This window comes from Pseudomonas sp. TH43 (assembly GCF_016650635.1).
Classification (GTDB): Bacteria; Pseudomonadota; Gammaproteobacteria; order Pseudomonadales; family Pseudomonadaceae; genus Aquipseudomonas.
The window spans coordinates 17,930-31,873 of the sequence record NZ_JAEKFI010000005.1; the positions used below are offsets into that span (position 1 = coordinate 17,930).

Genomic DNA, 13,944 nt, shown 5'->3' on the forward strand with positions numbered 1-13,944 from the left:
TGCCCATGTCTATTTCATTGCCTCGCCGTCCGTTGTTTCGTCTGTTTCTGCTGGGCCTGTGTGCTTGCCTGCTGAGCCCGCTGGCCAGCGCCGATCAAGCCAAACGCCTGCGCATCGGCATCACCCTGCACCCTTATTACAGCTATGTGGCGAACATCGTCGGTGACAAGGCTGATGTCGTGCCGCTGATCCCGGCCGGTTTCAACCCGCACGCCTACGAGCCACGGGCCGAGGACATCAAGCGCATCAGCGGACTGGATGTGATCGTGCTCAACGGCGTCGGCCATGACGACTTTGCCGACCGCATGATCGCCGCCAGCGAAACGCCGAACATCAAAACCATCGAGGCCAACGAGAACGTGCCATTGCTGGCCGCTACCGGCGTCGCCGCGCGCGGTGCCGGCAAAGTGGTCAACCCGCACACGTTCCTGTCGATCAGCGCTTCGATTGCCCAGGTCAACAACATCGCCCGCGAGCTGGGCAAACTCGACCCGGACAACGCCAAGACCTATACCCAGAACGCCCGCGCTTACGGCAAGCGCCTGCGGCAGATGCGCGCCGACGCCTTGGCCAAACTGACGCAGGCGCCGAACGCCGAGCTGCGCGTTGCCACGGTGCATGCGGCTTACGACTATCTGCTGCGCGAGTTTGGCCTGGAAGTGACGGCGGTGGTCGAGCCGGCACACGGCATCGAACCGAGCCCGAGTCAGTTGAAAAAGACCATCGACCAACTGCGCGAACTGGACGTGAAAGTGATCTTCTCGGAGATGGACTTCCCCTCCACTTACGTCGAAACCATTCAACGTGAGTCGGGCGTCAAGCTGTACCCGCTGTCGCACATTTCCTACGGCGAATACACCGCCGACAAGTACGAAAAGGAAATGACCGGCAACCTCAACACCGTGGTTCGGGCGATTCAGGAGTCGGGCGCATGACTGCAAATGAAACACTTTCCGACACCTCAAAATCCCCTGTGGGAGCAAGCCTGCTCGCAAATGCGCTCGATCAGCCAACATCTTTATTGGATGAAATTCCGTCTTCGCGAGCAGGCTCGCTCCCAGAGGTTTCCGGGCCGACTCTGGAGTTCAAGGATGTCAGCCTGACGTTGGGTCGCACGACGATTCTCGACAACGTCACCTTCACCGTGCAGCCCGGCCATGTACACGCGCTGGTCGGCCCGAATGGCGGCGGCAAGAGTTCGCTGATCAAGACCTTGCTCGGGCAAATGCCCCATCAGGGCCAGCTCAGCCTGCAATGGCCCGGCGCGCCCGGCACCATCGGCTATGTGCCGCAGGCGCTGGAATTCGATCGCGGTTTGCCGATGACCGTCGACGACTTCATGGCAGCGATGTGTCAGCGTCGCCCGGCATTTCTCGGTTTGAGCAAGCACTACGCCGGCGCCATCGGCGAGGCGCTGGAACGGGTCGGCATGCAGGACAAACGCAAACGGCGCATGGGCGCACTGTCCGGTGGTGAACGTCAACGCGTGTTGCTCGCCCAAGGCCTGATCCCTGCCCCGCAATTGCTGGTACTGGATGAACCGATGTCGGCCCTCGATGAGGCCGGGATCCAGGTGTTCGAACGCCTGCTCGGCGACTGGCGCGCGGCGGGCATCACCGTGTTGTGGATCGAACACGATCTGGAAGCGGTCGGGCGTCTGGCTGATCGCGTCACCGGCCTGAACCGTCGCGTGCTGTTCGATTCCACGCCACAACAGGCACTGACCCCGGAACGTCTGCTGAGCCTGTTTTCGACCCATCCACGGAGCGCTGTCTGATGAGTTATGAAGCCTTTCGTTTGATGGTGCAGGGCTGGGCCTCCTCCGGGTATCTGCCGGAAGCGCTCGCCTATGGTTTTGTCGTCAATGCCTTGCTCGCCGGTCTGTTGATCGGCCCGGTACTGGGCGGCCTCGGCACGCTGGTGGTGGTCAAGCGCTTCGCGTTTTTCTCCGAAGCCGTCGGTCACGCGGCGCTGACCGGCGTGGCCATCGGCATCCTGCTCGGCGAACCCTACACCGGTCCGTACGGCAGCCTGTTCGGCTACTGCCTGTTGTTCGGCATCCTGCTCAACTATCTGCGCAACCGTACCGGTCTGGCGCCGGATACCTTGATTGGTGTGTTCCTCTCGGTTTCTCTGGCGTTGGGCGCGAGCCTGCTGCTGATTCTGGCGGGCAAGATCAACGTACACATTCTGGAGAACGTGCTGTTCGGTTCGGTCTTGACGGTCAACGGCAATGACCTTGCGGTGCTGGCCATCGTCGGTACGCTGGTCATGGCGCTGGCGCTGCCGTTGTACAACCGCATCATGCTCGCCAGTTTCAACCCACAACTGGCCGCGGTGCGCGGGGTGGCGGTGAAGACCCTGGATTATCTGTTTGTGATTCTGGTGACGCTGATCACCGTGGCGGCGGTGAAAGTCATCGGCGCAATTCTGGTCGGGGCGTTGCTGGTGATTCCGGCGGCGGCGGCGCGTTTGCTCAGCCAGTCGCTGAAAGGCTTTTTCTGGTGTTCGGTATTGATCGCCACCGTCAGCACCTTGTGCGGGATTCTCGCGCCGATCGTCTTCGATCTGCCGATTCCGTCCGGCGCCGCGATCATTCTGGTCGCCGGCATTGCCTTCGCCCTCGCTGCCATCGCGCGCGGGGTTGTCCCGAGCCTGAAAGGGAATCTTGGATAAATGACTTTTTCATTGCGCAAACTGACCCTGGCCATGGCCCTTTGCGGCGTGGTCAGCACACCATTGATCGCCGCCGAAAGCAGCAAACCGCTGCGGGTGCTGGCCTCGTTGCCAATTACCTACGGCCTGGGCGAGGTGCTGCTCAAAGGCACCGACATCAAGCTCGAACGTGCAGCGCCGGCGAACTTGCCGGGCAGTCGCCAGACCGCCTATTTCACCGGGCGTGGTGCGCCAGCGCTGAGCAAGCTGGCGAACGATGCCGACGCGGTGATTGGCGTGCGCTCGCTGTGGTCTGATGACCCGCTGTACCCGATTGCCCGTCGTAGCAACATTCGTATCGTCGAAGTCGATGCCGCGCGTCCGGTGGACGGCGCCCTGCCCGGCATTGCCGTGCAACCGGGTCTGAAGGTCGATGGCTTGAACAGTCAGCCGTGGCTGGCGAGCAACAACATGGGGCGCATGGCGGACGTGATGGCGGCGGATCTGGTGCGTCTGGCACCGAGCGCCAAGCCGGCAATCGAGGCCAACCTGGCAGCGTTGAAACAGCGTTTGCTGAAACTCAGCGCGGACAGCGAGGCACGCCTGGCCAGTGCCGACAATCTGAGTGTGATGAGCTTGAGCGATCACTTCGGCTATCTGATCGGCAGTCTCAATCTGGAACTGATCGGCGAGGACTCACGGCCAGATGCAGAGTGGACTCCTGAAGATCTGCAAAAGCTCACCGCGCAGCTGAAGGACAATGATGTGGCGGTGGTGCTGCATCATCGCCAGCCTTCGGACGCGGTGAAAGCGGCGATTGCCGAGTCGGGGAGTCGGCTGCTGGTGTTGAGTACCGATGCTGCCGATCCGGTGGCGGAGCTGGAGGGGAATGTGGATCTGCTGCTCAAGGGGTTGAGCGGGGCGTAATTTCACCCGAGACGGCGTTATCGTTCATCGCTGGCAAGCCAGCTCCCACAGGGTTCGCGGTGAACGCAGATTTTGTAATCACCCCCCGACACCTGTGGGAGCTGGCTTGCCAGCGATGAGGCCCTGATCATCAACACAAATCCAGGGCATGAAAAAACCCGCTGACCGTTATCGGTCCAGCGGGTTTCTTTTTGCCTGATGCCTTACTGGGCCGCGACCTGCGCGTCCATCTTCTGACGCAGGCTCAGCGGACGCATGTCGGTCCAGACTTCTTCGATGTAGGCCAGGCACTCTTTTTTCAGGCCACTCTTGCCCACAGTGCGCCAGCCTTCCGGCACGGCTTTGTAGTCCGGCCAGATCGAGTACTGCTCTTCGTGGTTGACCACGACCTGAAAGAGGATGTCCTCGCGGTCGAATACTGACGTCATGCTGGTTCTCCATCGTTATAAGGGTGGGCTGCACAACGGGTGCAGCCGGGTATGTAGAAAGAACGTTCGGCGCAGCGAAAAATTTACTCAGCGGCGGTGGCAGCGGCCAAGGCACGGCCGAAGATCTCGGCGACCCGGTCGATTTCTGCGGCGGTAATCACCAGCGGCGGCAGGAAGCGCACCACTGCGCCATGCCGGCCGCCCAACTCCAGAATCAAGCCACGCTTGAGGCACTCGCGCTGCACCAGTGGCGCCAGACGCGCGAACGCGGGTGGATGACCGAGCGCATCCGGCGTGCCGTTCGGGTCAACCAGTTCGACACCGAGCATCAAGCCACGACCACGAATGTCACCCAATTGCGCGAAGTCGCGCTGCAGGATGTGCAAATGTTCGCTCAAGCGAGCGCCCATCGCCGCCGCGTGCTCGCAGACCTTGTGCTCGACCAGATAACGCATCACCGCGGAACCGGCGGCCATCGCCATCTGGTTGCCACGGAAGGTGCCGGCGTGAGCGCCCGGCTGCCAGGTGTCGAGCCACTCGCGATAGACCACCACCGCCAGCGGCAGGCTACCGCCGATGGCTTTGGACAGCACCACCACGTCCGGGGTGATGCCGGCGTGTTCGAAGGCAAACATCTTGCCGGTACGGGCGAAACCGCTCTGGATCTCGTCGACGATCAGCGCGACGCCAGCCTTCTCGGTGATCTGGCGCAAACCGCGCAGCCACTCGATGTCGGCAGGGATCACGCCGCCCTCGCCCTGCACCGCCTCAACGATCACTGCCGCGGGCAGTTGCACGCCGGCTTCGGGATCGTTGAGAAGGTTTTCCAGGTAGCTCAGGTTGGCTTTGACACCCGCGGCGCCACCGAGACCGAACGGGCAACGGTAGTCGTACGGGAACGGCATGAACTGCACGCCGCTGCTGAGCAGAGCACCCAAGGGCTTTTTCGGCCCCAGGCTGCCCATCAGGCTCAATGCGCCTTGGCTCATGCCGTGATAACCACCGGAAAACGACAGCACCGTGCTGCGACCGGTAGCGGTGCGCACCAGTTTCAGCGCGGCTTCGACCGCGTCAGTGCCGGTCGGGCCACAGAACTGGATTTTCGCTTGCGCGGCCAATTCCGATGGCAGCAGTGCGAACAGATCCTGCACGAACTGATCCTTGACCGGCGTGGTCAGGTCGAGGGTGTGCAGAGGCAATTCATCGGCCAGCACTTGCTGGATGGCTTCGATCACCACCGGGTGATTGTGCCCCAGGGCCAGCGTGCCGGCGCCGGCCAGGCAGTCAATGAAAGTGCGCCCTTCAACGTCTTCGACGTACAGGCCTTTGGCACGTTTGAGTGCCAGTGGAATGCGTCGCGGATAGCTGCGCGCGTTGGATTCCTGCTGGGCCTGACGGGCCAGTAACGGCGACTCGTTGAACTGGTACAGCGTTTCCGCCGGCACCGAGCTGACCCGGGCCGACGACTCTTCGATAAGGCTGGTGGCGACTGACATCTCTCGACCCCTCAATTGGCTATGAATAGTGACCAAAACAGCACACCGGACAGGTGCGCGTTCCGTTCGCGGGGCGCACTTGCAGGTTTTCCTGTTCTGGAAACGCTTCAGAGTCCTGAGGATTTAGACCCTTGATCGAGTTGTCAGGCCGATGAGTCGAATGACTTGCGCATCGCCAGGGTCTGCAAGCCTTTGTGAGTGATGGGTGGCGCCGATTCGCGATAGCCCAGACGGCGATAAAAAGCCTCGCCGGTGCGGGTACTGACGAGGTTGATGTGAAGCACGCCACGAATGCGCAGCCAGCCCTGAAGATCTTCCATCAGCGCGCGCCCCGCGCCTCGGCGAAACCATTCCGGCTGCACGTAGCAGAAAGCGATATCCCCGGTGGTGGTGGCCATGCCGACGCCGACCGGTTTGTCCCGCAGCAGTGCGACATTCACATAAAAATGCGGGTCGGCCAGCCAGCCACTGATGTTCTCGGCAGACAGTTGCGCGAGCCAGTCTTCAACCCGTTGGGGATCGTTGCGGTGATCGAATGCGCAACCGACGCGAATAGAGCGCTCGGTGATGCGGCTGATGATGCCGGCGTCGGCCAGGACGGCCGGACGAATGCAGATGGGTGCTTCCATGGCGCTGTTCCCTCAATCCATTGAGTCAAGGCTGGGGCTGACCTTACCCCCGCCTCGCCCGGATAGCGAACGCCAAGAAGTTACATTTGATGAGAATCCGATCTGTAGGAGCAAGGCTTGCCCGCGAGGACAATCTGACGGGCAATTCGATGTTGAATGTGCCGACGCCTTCGCGGGCAAGCCTTGTTCCTACAGGGGCCGTACGGGTCAGGCGGGTTGCAGGGGCATCGTCAGTTCGACGCGCAGGCCATCCGGGCGGCTGTCGAAATGCAGTGCGCAGTCACAACGCTGAACGATCGCTTGCACGATCGCCAGGCCGAGTCCGCAGCCGGTGCTTTGGCCGTTGCGCCAGAAGCGTTGAGTCAGGTGCTGCAAATCATCCGGCGCAATGCCCGGGCCATGATCCCGCACGACAAACCGCACGCGATTGCCAATGGTTTCCAGGCTCAACTCGACCGCACAATCTTCCGGTGTATGACGCAAGGCGTTGTCGAGTAAATTGCGCAGCGCCGCAATCGACAGCACCGCGGGCATGTGCAATGGCGCTGCCGACAGTTCTGCCGGCAGTTGCAGTTTGATCCGCAGGCGCTCACCGCCCGTGGCATCCGCAATCGCCAGTCTGGCCACTTGCTCGGCGCTGCACTGCGAGCCGTCGTCGAACGACAGACTGCCTTCGACCCGTGCCAGCAACAGCAATTGCTCAAGGGTGCGATGCAGTCGGTCGGCACCCTCTTCGGCTTTTGCCAGCGATTGGTCGCGGGCATTGCCTTCAGTCATGCGCGCCACTTGCAGGTGAGTCTTGATCGCCGTCAACGGGCTGCGCAGCTCATGGGCGGCGTCCCCGGTCAGGCGGCGTTCGCGCTCGATGGTTTTGCCGATGCGCTGGAACAATTGATTCTGGGTATCGAGCAGCGGTTTCAATTCGCTGGGGAAGGACTGCAATTGCAACGGTTCAAGCGAATCGGCATTGCGCCGCATCAAGGCTTCGCGCAGGCGATTGAGCGGCGCCAAGCCTTGGCCGATGCCCAGCCACAGCAGGCACAGACAACCGAGCAACGCCACGCCCACCGGCACCGAAGCGGCCAGCAGAATCGACATGTTCAGGGCTTCGCGCTCGATCTGCCGATCCGCCGTGGTGATGCGCACATCGCCGCGTGCCAGCGTGAAACTGCGCCACGGTGCGCCATCGATCATCTGATCGTGGAAGCCCATTTTCTCGGCTTCCAGTGCCTGTTCGGGATGGTTGTGACTGCGCGCGAGTATTTCCCCGCGCAACGAGCTGACCTGACAGGCCATGCCGCCGGGAATATTCAGTTGTTCGGCACTGAAATGGGTGCCCTCGCCTTTGCTCGGCAATGCCGGCAATTGCTCCAGCAGCCCCGCGACCATCCGCGCCGAAGCCACCAGGCGCTGGTCGAGGGAGAACATCATCTGATTGCGCAGGTCGCTGAGCATCCAGGCCGCTGCCAGCGCCCAGATCAGCGCAAACGCGGCGCCGAGGGTCAGGCTCAGACGCAATCGCAAACTCATCACTTGCCTTGATCTCCGCCATCGGCGGGGCCCAGGCGATAGCCCAGACCGCGCACGGTTTCGACGATACCTTTACCGAGTTTGCTGCGCAGGTGGTGGATGTGCACGTTGAGCGCGTTGCTTTCCAGCTCATCGTTGAAGCCGTAGACGCTGTCCTTCAGTTGTTCGGTGGAAAGCACGCGACCGCGATTGTGCAACAGCGCTTGCAACAACGATTGCTCGCGTCGCGACAAGTCCACCGGTTGCCCGGCCAGCATGGTTTCGCGGCTGCTCGGGTCATAGGTCAGTGCGCCGTGTTCGATCAGGTTGACACTGCGCCCGGCCACCCGCCGCAACAGGGTTTGCAACCGCGCGAACAATTCACGCAGGTCGAAGGGTTTGAGCAGGTAATCGTCAGCACCGGCCTGCAAGCCATCCACGCGGTCGGTGACCGAATCGCGTGCGGTCAGAATCAGTACGGGAATTTCCAGGCCGTTCTGGCGCAACTGCTGGAGCAATTTGAGGCCGTCTTCGTCGGGCAGGCCGAGATCGAGCACCATCACGTCGAATTCGGCGACCTTCAGCATTGCCCGTGCCTTGGACGCGGTGTTGACGTGCTCGACGGTCAAACCCTGAGCCGTGAGCCCGGCAACGATCCCGCTGGCAATCAGCTCATCGTCTTCGCAAACCAGTACGTGCATGGGAGCTCCGGGAGAAAAAAGGCGATTCGAACAGAGAAAGATTAAGTGGCAATTATGGCAAGCGCTATCGCTGGCGAGAAGCGCAGCAGCAAATAGGGTTCTGCCCCCCCTGTTCAATTGCACTTTTTCATCAGCCAACTCTTTAAACATGCGCTTGACAATCCAAGTTAGAAACAAACCGTATAACAGGCCACCGCCCTTTTAACGATTGTTAGATTATTGTCAATAACAGCAACCCACCCTACTAACAACTTTCAATCAGGACATAATCATGCCCCAACTAAAAAACTTCGTCGCTGTCGACTGGCGCGCAGGAAAAGACAAAATCTACTTTTTCTTTAAAGACACCAATACTTATTCCCGCTTCGACATTGCGGACAACCGCGTTATTGATGGACATCCCACTACCGCCAATGCCAGCAACTGGCATGGCTTTCATCCCTATGTAAAGGATTTGCGCTTCGGATTTACCACCACTGGCTTTAAAAGCGCAGAGTACCTGGGGATTGACTCCGATATCTCGTGGTTTTTCTATCATGACGGCGAGCAACCCATGGTCTGCAAATACGATCAGGACGCCGACAGAGCTAACAGTTTCATGCCCCTGTTGAAATCGCCATGGTGGATGCTTGAGCCCTACTTTGAGCGCATCGTCGCCGGCACTTGGCGACAAACCGCATTACAACATTATGGCTTCGAATTTTTACTTAACGATGGTTCGTATCTCTCTCTGGATTTAACTTCCGCCAAACATAAACTGTTCCATAACGAAATCACTGACGACACTTGGCCCGGACTGGAACCGTATAAACACAGGATCATTACTGCCGTTCAGAATGACCGGTCACTGGCCGACAGTTACTACTACATTTTTCTGACGGGTAACCAGTACCTGAGATACAACCTGATGACATTCAGGCTCCTCGCAGGACCGATCGACGTCGATGACGTCAGTTGGCCAGGCCTGTTGCGCGACTGAGCTAGGCGACGGCGCCGAACAAATGAAGCGCCTGGCGGGACAGCGGGTTTCCGGACGAGGTTAATCATCGGTTAATCTCTAGCCCCCATTGTTCGCCACACTTGCACAGGGACAAGGCTCCTCCATGCGTCGTTTTTTTCTATTATTTGCTTTGCTGATTTCGAGTCTGGCCCAGGCCGGGAACAACCCGTTTGAGACGAAACCGGAATTTCTCCCGGTCGACAAGGCGTTCGTGCTCACCTCCGAGCGCCTGGAATCCGGTGAAACCCAGTTGTTCTGGCAGATCACCGACGGCTACTACCTGTATCAGAAACGCCTGAAATTCGATGGACTGACGGCAGAACAACAGCCGGCCTTGCCCCAAGGCGAATCGCACAGCGATGAGTTCTTCGGCGAACAACCGGTGTATCGCCAAGGCCTGGAAGTCAAAATCCCGGCTTCGGCCAGCGGGCAGATCAAGGTCAGCTATCAGGGCTGTGCCGATGCCGGTCTGTGCTATCCGCCGCAAACAAGGGTGATTGATCTGGGTGGCAAAGCCGCCGTCGCCGCCAGCACCGAAGCACCGGATCAAGCCCTTGCCAGCAACCTGCAACAACGCGCGCTGGGCTGGAGTTTGCTGGTGTTTTTCGGCCTTGGCCTGTTGCTGGCCTTCACCCCTTGCACGTTGCCGATGTTGCCGATTCTGGCCGGGATGATCGTCGGTAGTGGTGCAACGCCGCGTCGAGGCTTCGCGCTGGCCAGCAGTTATGTGATCTGCATGGCCCTGGTGTATGCGGCGATGGGGGTGATTGCCGCGCTGCTCGGCGCGAACCTGCAGGCCTGGTTGCAGAACCCTTGGTTGCTCGGCACCTTTGCGGCAGTGTTTGTGGTGCTGGCGCTGCCGATGTTCGGTTTCTTTGAACTGCAATTGCCGGTCGCGCTGCGTGACCGACTGGAACACGCCTCGCGCAGTCGCACCGGTGGCAGCCTGATCGGCGCCGGGGTGCTCGGCGCGCTGTCCGGTTTGTTGGTGGGTCCATGCATGACTGCGCCGCTGGCGGGTGCGCTGTTGTACATCGCGCAGAGCGGTAACGCCCTGCACGGCGGTCTGATTCTGTTCTCGCTGGGCATCGGCATCGGTGTGCCGCTGTTGCTGTTGGTGACGGTGGGCAATCGCTTTCTGCCAAAACCGGGCGACTGGATGAACTTGCTCAAGGGCGTGTTCGGTTTCCTGTTCCTCGCCACCGCGCTGCTGATGTTGCGCCCGGTGTTGGATCCGTCCCTGTGGCTGGGCTTGTGCGGGGCCTTGCTGCTGATCGCCGCGTTCTGTGCCTGGAAACAATCTGAAGGCTATGGCCGGGTTGCCCAGTTGTTCGGCGCTACCTCCTTGTTGTTGGGTTTGTGGGGCGGTTTGCTGGTAATCGGCGCGGCGGGCGGCAGTGATGATCCGTATCAGCCGTTGCAGGTTTACAGCGCTGGTCGCGCGGTCAACGCTTCAGCCAGTGGCCATGAAGCGTTCACTACGATCAAGGATCCTGCGGCATTGCAAAGCGAACTTGCTGCGGCGAAAGCCCAGGGCCAATGGGTCTTGCTCGACTATTACGCCGACTGGTGCGTGTCGTGCAAAGTCATGGAGAAACAGGTATTCGGTAAAGACAAGGTCATGCAGGCGCTGAGCGACGTGCGCCTGCTCAGACTGGATGTCACCGCCGACAATGCCGCCAGCCGCGAATTGCTGGGTCGCTACAAAGTGCCGGGGCCACCGAGTTTCGTCTGGATCGGCGCCGATGGCGAAGAGCGGCGCAGCCAGCGCATCACTGGTGAAGTCGATGCCGACACGTTCCTGCAACGCTGGGCCACCACCCGGGACGCCAATTAATGCTGACTTTCACCCTCGGCACCTTTGCCATCGCGCTTAACCACCTGCTGCTGATCAGCGCCCTGGCGCTGGCGACCTTTGTCGGCTGGCGGGTGGCCAAACGTGGTGGCGATAACCCCGAGTCGGCGCTGTTCAGCCTGTTTCTACTGGGCATGCTGGCCGCGCGCGTGGCGTTTGTGCTGCTGTACTGGTCGCACTATCGCAACGATCCGTGGCAGATCATCGATCTGCGTGACGGCGGTTTTCTCGCATGGCCGGGGGTGATCGTATTGCTGCTGGCCGCGCTGTATCGCGGCTGGCGTCGGCCGGGCTTGCGTCGCCCATTGGGTTTTGGCGTTGCCAGTGGCGTGCTGTTCTGGTTGTTGGCAACGCTGTCGCTGAACCTCTATGAACAAGGCACTCGACTGCCGGATATCACCCTGCGTAACGCGGCCGGGGAAACCATCCAGCTCAGCGATTATCAGGGTGGTCCGCTGGTGATCAACCTGTGGGCAACCTGGTGCCCGCCCTGCCGGCGCGAAATGCCGGTGCTGGAAAACGCTCAGCAGCAGCGTCCTGACCTGACGTTCCTGTTCGTCAATCAGGCCGAAAGCATGCAAAGCGTCGCAACGTTCCTCGAAACCCAGGGCCTGAGCCTGAACAACGTGCTGTTCGACCGCAGCGGTCGGTTGGGTCAGGCCGTAGGCTCCATGGCATTGCCGACTACGCTGTTCTATAGCCCCGACGGTCGACTGCTGAGCAGTCACCTTGGGGAGCTATCGAACGCCAGCCTGGCCCGCGCCCTGGAAAACTTCGATACCCCAACCCCACATTCGATTCCGGCTGCCGCACCGGCCACCTCTGCAAGGAAACTGCCATGCCCCGCCTCCGCCACCTGCTGACGCTGACCCTGGGCACTGCCCTGTTACACCTGCCGTCGGTGCAGGCTGCTGAAGAATTGCCGGCCGCGATCAAGCAGATCGAGGCCAAAGGCGCGAAAATCGTCGGTCAGTTCGATGCGCCCGATGGTCTGCGCGGTTACGCGGCGCAGTATCAGAATCGTGGCATGGCGCTGTACCTGACGCCGGACGGCAAACACGTGCTGCTCGGTAATCTGTACGACGCCGATGGCAAGGACTTGAGCAGCGAACCATTGCAAAAACTGGTCTACGCGCCGATGGCCAAAGAAGTCTGGGCCAAGTTCGAAGCGAGCAACTGGATTCAGGACGGCAACAAGGACGCACCGCGCACCGTCTACCTGTTCAGTGACCCGAACTGCCCGTACTGCAACATGTTCTGGGAGCAGGCGCGGCCGTGGGTCAAGGCCGGCAAGGTGCAACTGCGGCACATCATGGTCGGGATCATCCGCGAAGACAGTCCGGGCAAATCAGCAGCGTTGCTGGCCGCCAAAGATCCGAGCAAGGCGCTGGAAGATCACGAAAAGGCTGGCAAGGGCAGCTCGCTCAAGGCGTTGAAAGATATCCCGGCAGCGGTGCAGACCAAACTGGCAGCGAACATGCAGTTGATGGAAGACCTGGATTTGCAGGCCACTCCGGCGATTTTCTATATGGATGCCAAGGGCGAGTTGCAACAGCAACAAGGGGCGCCGTCGCCGGAGAAGCTGGCGCAGATTCTCGGACCTAAATAACGCACAAAGCTTTATTGCCTGATCTGGCCTCTTCGCGGGCAAGCCTTGCTCCTACGGAATGGTTTAAAAAAACTGAACCACTACAGGCTTGCTCCTACGGTGACCGAAGCGGCCACAAAATCCTGTAGGAGCAAGGCTTGCCCGCGAAGAACGATAACGCGGCCTAACGGTTGCGCTCACTGAGGAAGCTAAACAACACCTCCGTGACAAACTCCGGGTTCTCCAGATTGGAAATATGCCCCGCCTGGGGCACCAGCACGCACGGGCAGCCAATCAACTCGGCCATTTCCTTTGCTTCTGACGGTGGCCGTGGTTTGTCCTGATCGCCGCACAGCACCAATGTTCTGGCTGCATCCAACTCGCTCAGGCGCGGCAACAGATCATTGCGGCCAAAGGTGATGCGCCCGATCGGCACAATGCTTTCGCTCAGTCGATCAGACGAATAGGCCGCCAGTTTCGCGCGAAAACCCTGATACAGCGCCGACTGTGGATCAATACCGGGACGGAAGAAAATCGGCACGACGATGTCGAGCAGTTGCTCGGAGATTTCACCGGTTTCTTCGATCTGCTTGAACAGCGAGAAATAGTATTGACGGGTAGGTTCCGGCTCGATGCCGAGATAGGTATCCATCAGCACCAGACCGTTGATCCGTTGTGGCGCCGAGAGTGCCAAACGTGCGCCCCACATGCCACCGACCGACAACCCGGCGAGGGTCACCTGATCGATCTGCAGATGATCGAGCAAGGCCTGCGCCTGACGGGCGATGTCGTCCAGTGATGTCGTGCCTTCGGGTAACCGCCCTGACTCGCCGTGGCCCCACAGATCGAGGGCAATCACCCGGTAATGGGGCGATAACGCGGCGATCTGCGGCGCCCACATGGCCTGATCCCACAGATAACTGCCGGCCAGCAAGACTGCCGGGCCGCTGCCTTGATCGATGTAATGCAATGCTTGTCCGTCAACCGTGAAAAAGGGCATCGATTCACCTGCGCGGTAAATAACAGAACCGGCAGACTGAGCTGCCGGTTCCTGATCGTCAATCGGGGAAATGTCTAAAAATGTTCCTGTTGAAATTTGTTGAATGCACTGACGCCATCGCTGACAAGCCAGCTCCCACAGGTTCTAGAGTGAACA

General features: G+C 60.2%; 14 protein-coding genes. 8 read left to right on the plus strand and 6 right to left on the minus strand.

Going from position 1 to position 13,944, the window contains the following annotated elements; all coding sequences use genetic code 11:
* The first annotated feature begins 5 nt into the window (after nucleotides 1-5).
* From JFT81_RS27655 to JFT81_RS27670, 4 genes are read left to right on the plus strand one after another with little or no spacing between them, the layout of a single operon-like run.
* Nucleotides 6-935 (plus strand): metal ABC transporter substrate-binding protein, encoded by a 930-nt coding sequence (locus JFT81_RS27655; protein ID WP_201230714.1) that lies wholly within the window; start codon nucleotides 6-8, stop codon nucleotides 933-935.
* Nucleotides 932-1,777: a metal ABC transporter ATP-binding protein gene (locus tag JFT81_RS27660; RefSeq protein ID WP_242485671.1), complete on the plus strand. Its 846-nt coding sequence runs from the start codon at nucleotides 932-934 to the stop codon at nucleotides 1,775-1,777. The genes JFT81_RS27655 and JFT81_RS27660 overlap by 4 nt, the downstream gene beginning before the upstream one ends.
* Nucleotides 1,777-2,676: a metal ABC transporter permease gene (locus JFT81_RS27665; protein WP_201230716.1), complete on the plus strand. Its 900-nt coding sequence runs from the start codon at nucleotides 1,777-1,779 to the stop codon at nucleotides 2,674-2,676. The genes JFT81_RS27660 and JFT81_RS27665 overlap by 1 nt, the downstream gene beginning before the upstream one ends.
* Complete coding sequence (locus tag JFT81_RS27670) at nucleotides 2,677-3,582, plus strand: zinc ABC transporter substrate-binding protein (RefSeq protein ID WP_201230725.1); 906 nt, start codon at nucleotides 2,677-2,679, stop codon at nucleotides 3,580-3,582.
* A gap of 203 nt (nucleotides 3,583-3,785) precedes the next feature.
* Here the strand turns inward: JFT81_RS27670 and JFT81_RS27675 are convergent, their stop codons facing one another.
* The 5 genes from JFT81_RS27675 to JFT81_RS27695 all read right to left on the minus strand — a co-directional run bounded on the left by JFT81_RS27675 (nucleotide 3,786) and on the right by JFT81_RS27695 (nucleotide 8,345).
* A complete protein-coding gene (locus tag JFT81_RS27675; RefSeq protein WP_041478467.1) occupies nucleotides 3,786-4,010 on the minus strand; it encodes an MbtH family protein in 225 nt (74 codons plus the stop codon).
* An 83-nt stretch (nucleotides 4,011-4,093) separates the two neighbouring features.
* On the minus strand, nucleotides 4,094-5,506 hold the full coding sequence (locus JFT81_RS27680; RefSeq protein WP_201230727.1) for an aspartate aminotransferase family protein: 1,413 nt from the start codon (nucleotides 5,504-5,506) through the stop codon (nucleotides 4,094-4,096).
* Between the two features lie 143 nt (nucleotides 5,507-5,649).
* Nucleotides 5,650-6,135: a GNAT family N-acetyltransferase gene (locus JFT81_RS27685; protein WP_201230729.1), complete on the minus strand. Its 486-nt coding sequence runs from the start codon at nucleotides 6,133-6,135 to the stop codon at nucleotides 5,650-5,652.
* 207 nt (nucleotides 6,136-6,342) lie between these two features.
* Complete coding sequence (locus tag JFT81_RS27690; protein ID WP_201230731.1) at nucleotides 6,343-7,665, minus strand: ATP-binding protein; 1,323 nt, start codon at nucleotides 7,663-7,665, stop codon at nucleotides 6,343-6,345.
* Nucleotides 7,665-8,345 carry a response regulator gene (locus JFT81_RS27695; protein ID WP_201230734.1) on the minus strand — a complete coding sequence of 227 codons (681 nt, stop codon included), beginning with the start codon at nucleotides 8,343-8,345 and terminating at the stop codon, nucleotides 7,665-7,667. The genes JFT81_RS27690 and JFT81_RS27695 overlap by 1 nt, the downstream gene beginning before the upstream one ends.
* A gap of 271 nt (nucleotides 8,346-8,616) precedes the next feature.
* Here JFT81_RS27695 and JFT81_RS27700 point away from each other — a divergent pair, with 271 nt between their 5' ends.
* The 4 genes from JFT81_RS27700 to dsbG all read left to right on the plus strand — a co-directional run bounded on the left by JFT81_RS27700 (nucleotide 8,617) and on the right by dsbG (nucleotide 12,809).
* The gene (locus tag JFT81_RS27700) at nucleotides 8,617-9,324 is read left to right on the plus strand and encodes a hypothetical protein (protein WP_201230736.1); all 708 of its coding nucleotides are present in this window, start codon (nucleotides 8,617-8,619) and stop codon (nucleotides 9,322-9,324) included.
* 124 nt (nucleotides 9,325-9,448) lie between these two features.
* The gene (gene dsbD / locus JFT81_RS27705) at nucleotides 9,449-11,182 is read left to right on the plus strand and encodes a protein-disulfide reductase DsbD (RefSeq protein WP_201230746.1); all 1,734 of its coding nucleotides are present in this window, start codon (nucleotides 9,449-9,451) and stop codon (nucleotides 11,180-11,182) included.
* Nucleotides 11,182-12,063: a TlpA disulfide reductase family protein gene (locus tag JFT81_RS27710; RefSeq protein ID WP_201230747.1), complete on the plus strand. Its 882-nt coding sequence runs from the start codon at nucleotides 11,182-11,184 to the stop codon at nucleotides 12,061-12,063. The genes dsbD and JFT81_RS27710 overlap by 1 nt, the downstream gene beginning before the upstream one ends.
* Nucleotides 12,039-12,809 carry a thiol:disulfide interchange protein DsbG gene (gene dsbG / locus JFT81_RS27715; protein ID WP_201230748.1) on the plus strand — a complete coding sequence of 257 codons (771 nt, stop codon included), beginning with the start codon at nucleotides 12,039-12,041 and terminating at the stop codon, nucleotides 12,807-12,809. The genes JFT81_RS27710 and dsbG overlap by 25 nt, the downstream gene beginning before the upstream one ends.
* A 163-nt stretch (nucleotides 12,810-12,972) precedes the next feature.
* Here the strand turns inward: dsbG and JFT81_RS27720 are convergent, their stop codons facing one another.
* Nucleotides 12,973-13,788 carry an alpha/beta fold hydrolase gene (locus tag JFT81_RS27720; protein ID WP_201230749.1) on the minus strand — a complete coding sequence of 272 codons (816 nt, stop codon included), beginning with the start codon at nucleotides 13,786-13,788 and terminating at the stop codon, nucleotides 12,973-12,975.
* Between the last annotated feature and the right edge of the window lie 156 nt (nucleotides 13,789-13,944).

Excerpts from the sequence above, each read along its gene's own strand:
- JFT81_RS27660 (WP_242485671.1), top strand. The coding sequence starts at position 932 with ATGACTGCAAATGAAACACTTTCCGACACCTCAAAATCCCCTGTGGGA.
- JFT81_RS27675 (WP_041478467.1), bottom strand. The coding sequence starts at position 4,010 with ATGACGTCAGTATTCGACCGCGAGGACATCCTCTTTCAGGTCGTGGTC.
- JFT81_RS27665 (WP_201230716.1), top strand. The coding sequence starts at position 1,777 with ATGAGTTATGAAGCCTTTCGTTTGATGGTGCAGGGCTGGGCCTCCTCC.
- dsbG (WP_201230748.1), top strand. The coding sequence starts at position 12,039 with ATGCCCCGCCTCCGCCACCTGCTGACGCTGACCCTGGGCACTGCCCTG.
- JFT81_RS27670 (WP_201230725.1), top strand. The coding sequence starts at position 2,677 with ATGACTTTTTCATTGCGCAAACTGACCCTGGCCATGGCCCTTTGCGGC.
- JFT81_RS27700 (WP_201230736.1), top strand. The coding sequence starts at position 8,617 with ATGCCCCAACTAAAAAACTTCGTCGCTGTCGACTGGCGCGCAGGAAAA.
- JFT81_RS27690 (WP_201230731.1), bottom strand. The coding sequence starts at position 7,665 with ATGAGTTTGCGATTGCGTCTGAGCCTGACCCTCGGCGCCGCGTTTGCG.
- dsbD (WP_201230746.1), top strand. The coding sequence starts at position 9,449 with ATGCGTCGTTTTTTTCTATTATTTGCTTTGCTGATTTCGAGTCTGGCC.
- JFT81_RS27655 (WP_201230714.1), top strand. The coding sequence starts at position 6 with ATGTCTATTTCATTGCCTCGCCGTCCGTTGTTTCGTCTGTTTCTGCTG.
- JFT81_RS27695 (WP_201230734.1), bottom strand. The coding sequence starts at position 8,345 with ATGCACGTACTGGTTTGCGAAGACGATGAGCTGATTGCCAGCGGGATC.
- JFT81_RS27720 (WP_201230749.1), bottom strand. The coding sequence starts at position 13,788 with ATGCCCTTTTTCACGGTTGACGGACAAGCATTGCATTACATCGATCAA.
- JFT81_RS27680 (WP_201230727.1), bottom strand. The coding sequence starts at position 5,506 with ATGTCAGTCGCCACCAGCCTTATCGAAGAGTCGTCGGCCCGGGTCAGC.
- JFT81_RS27710 (WP_201230747.1), top strand. The coding sequence starts at position 11,182 with ATGCTGACTTTCACCCTCGGCACCTTTGCCATCGCGCTTAACCACCTG.
- JFT81_RS27685 (WP_201230729.1), bottom strand. The coding sequence starts at position 6,135 with ATGGAAGCACCCATCTGCATTCGTCCGGCCGTCCTGGCCGACGCCGGC.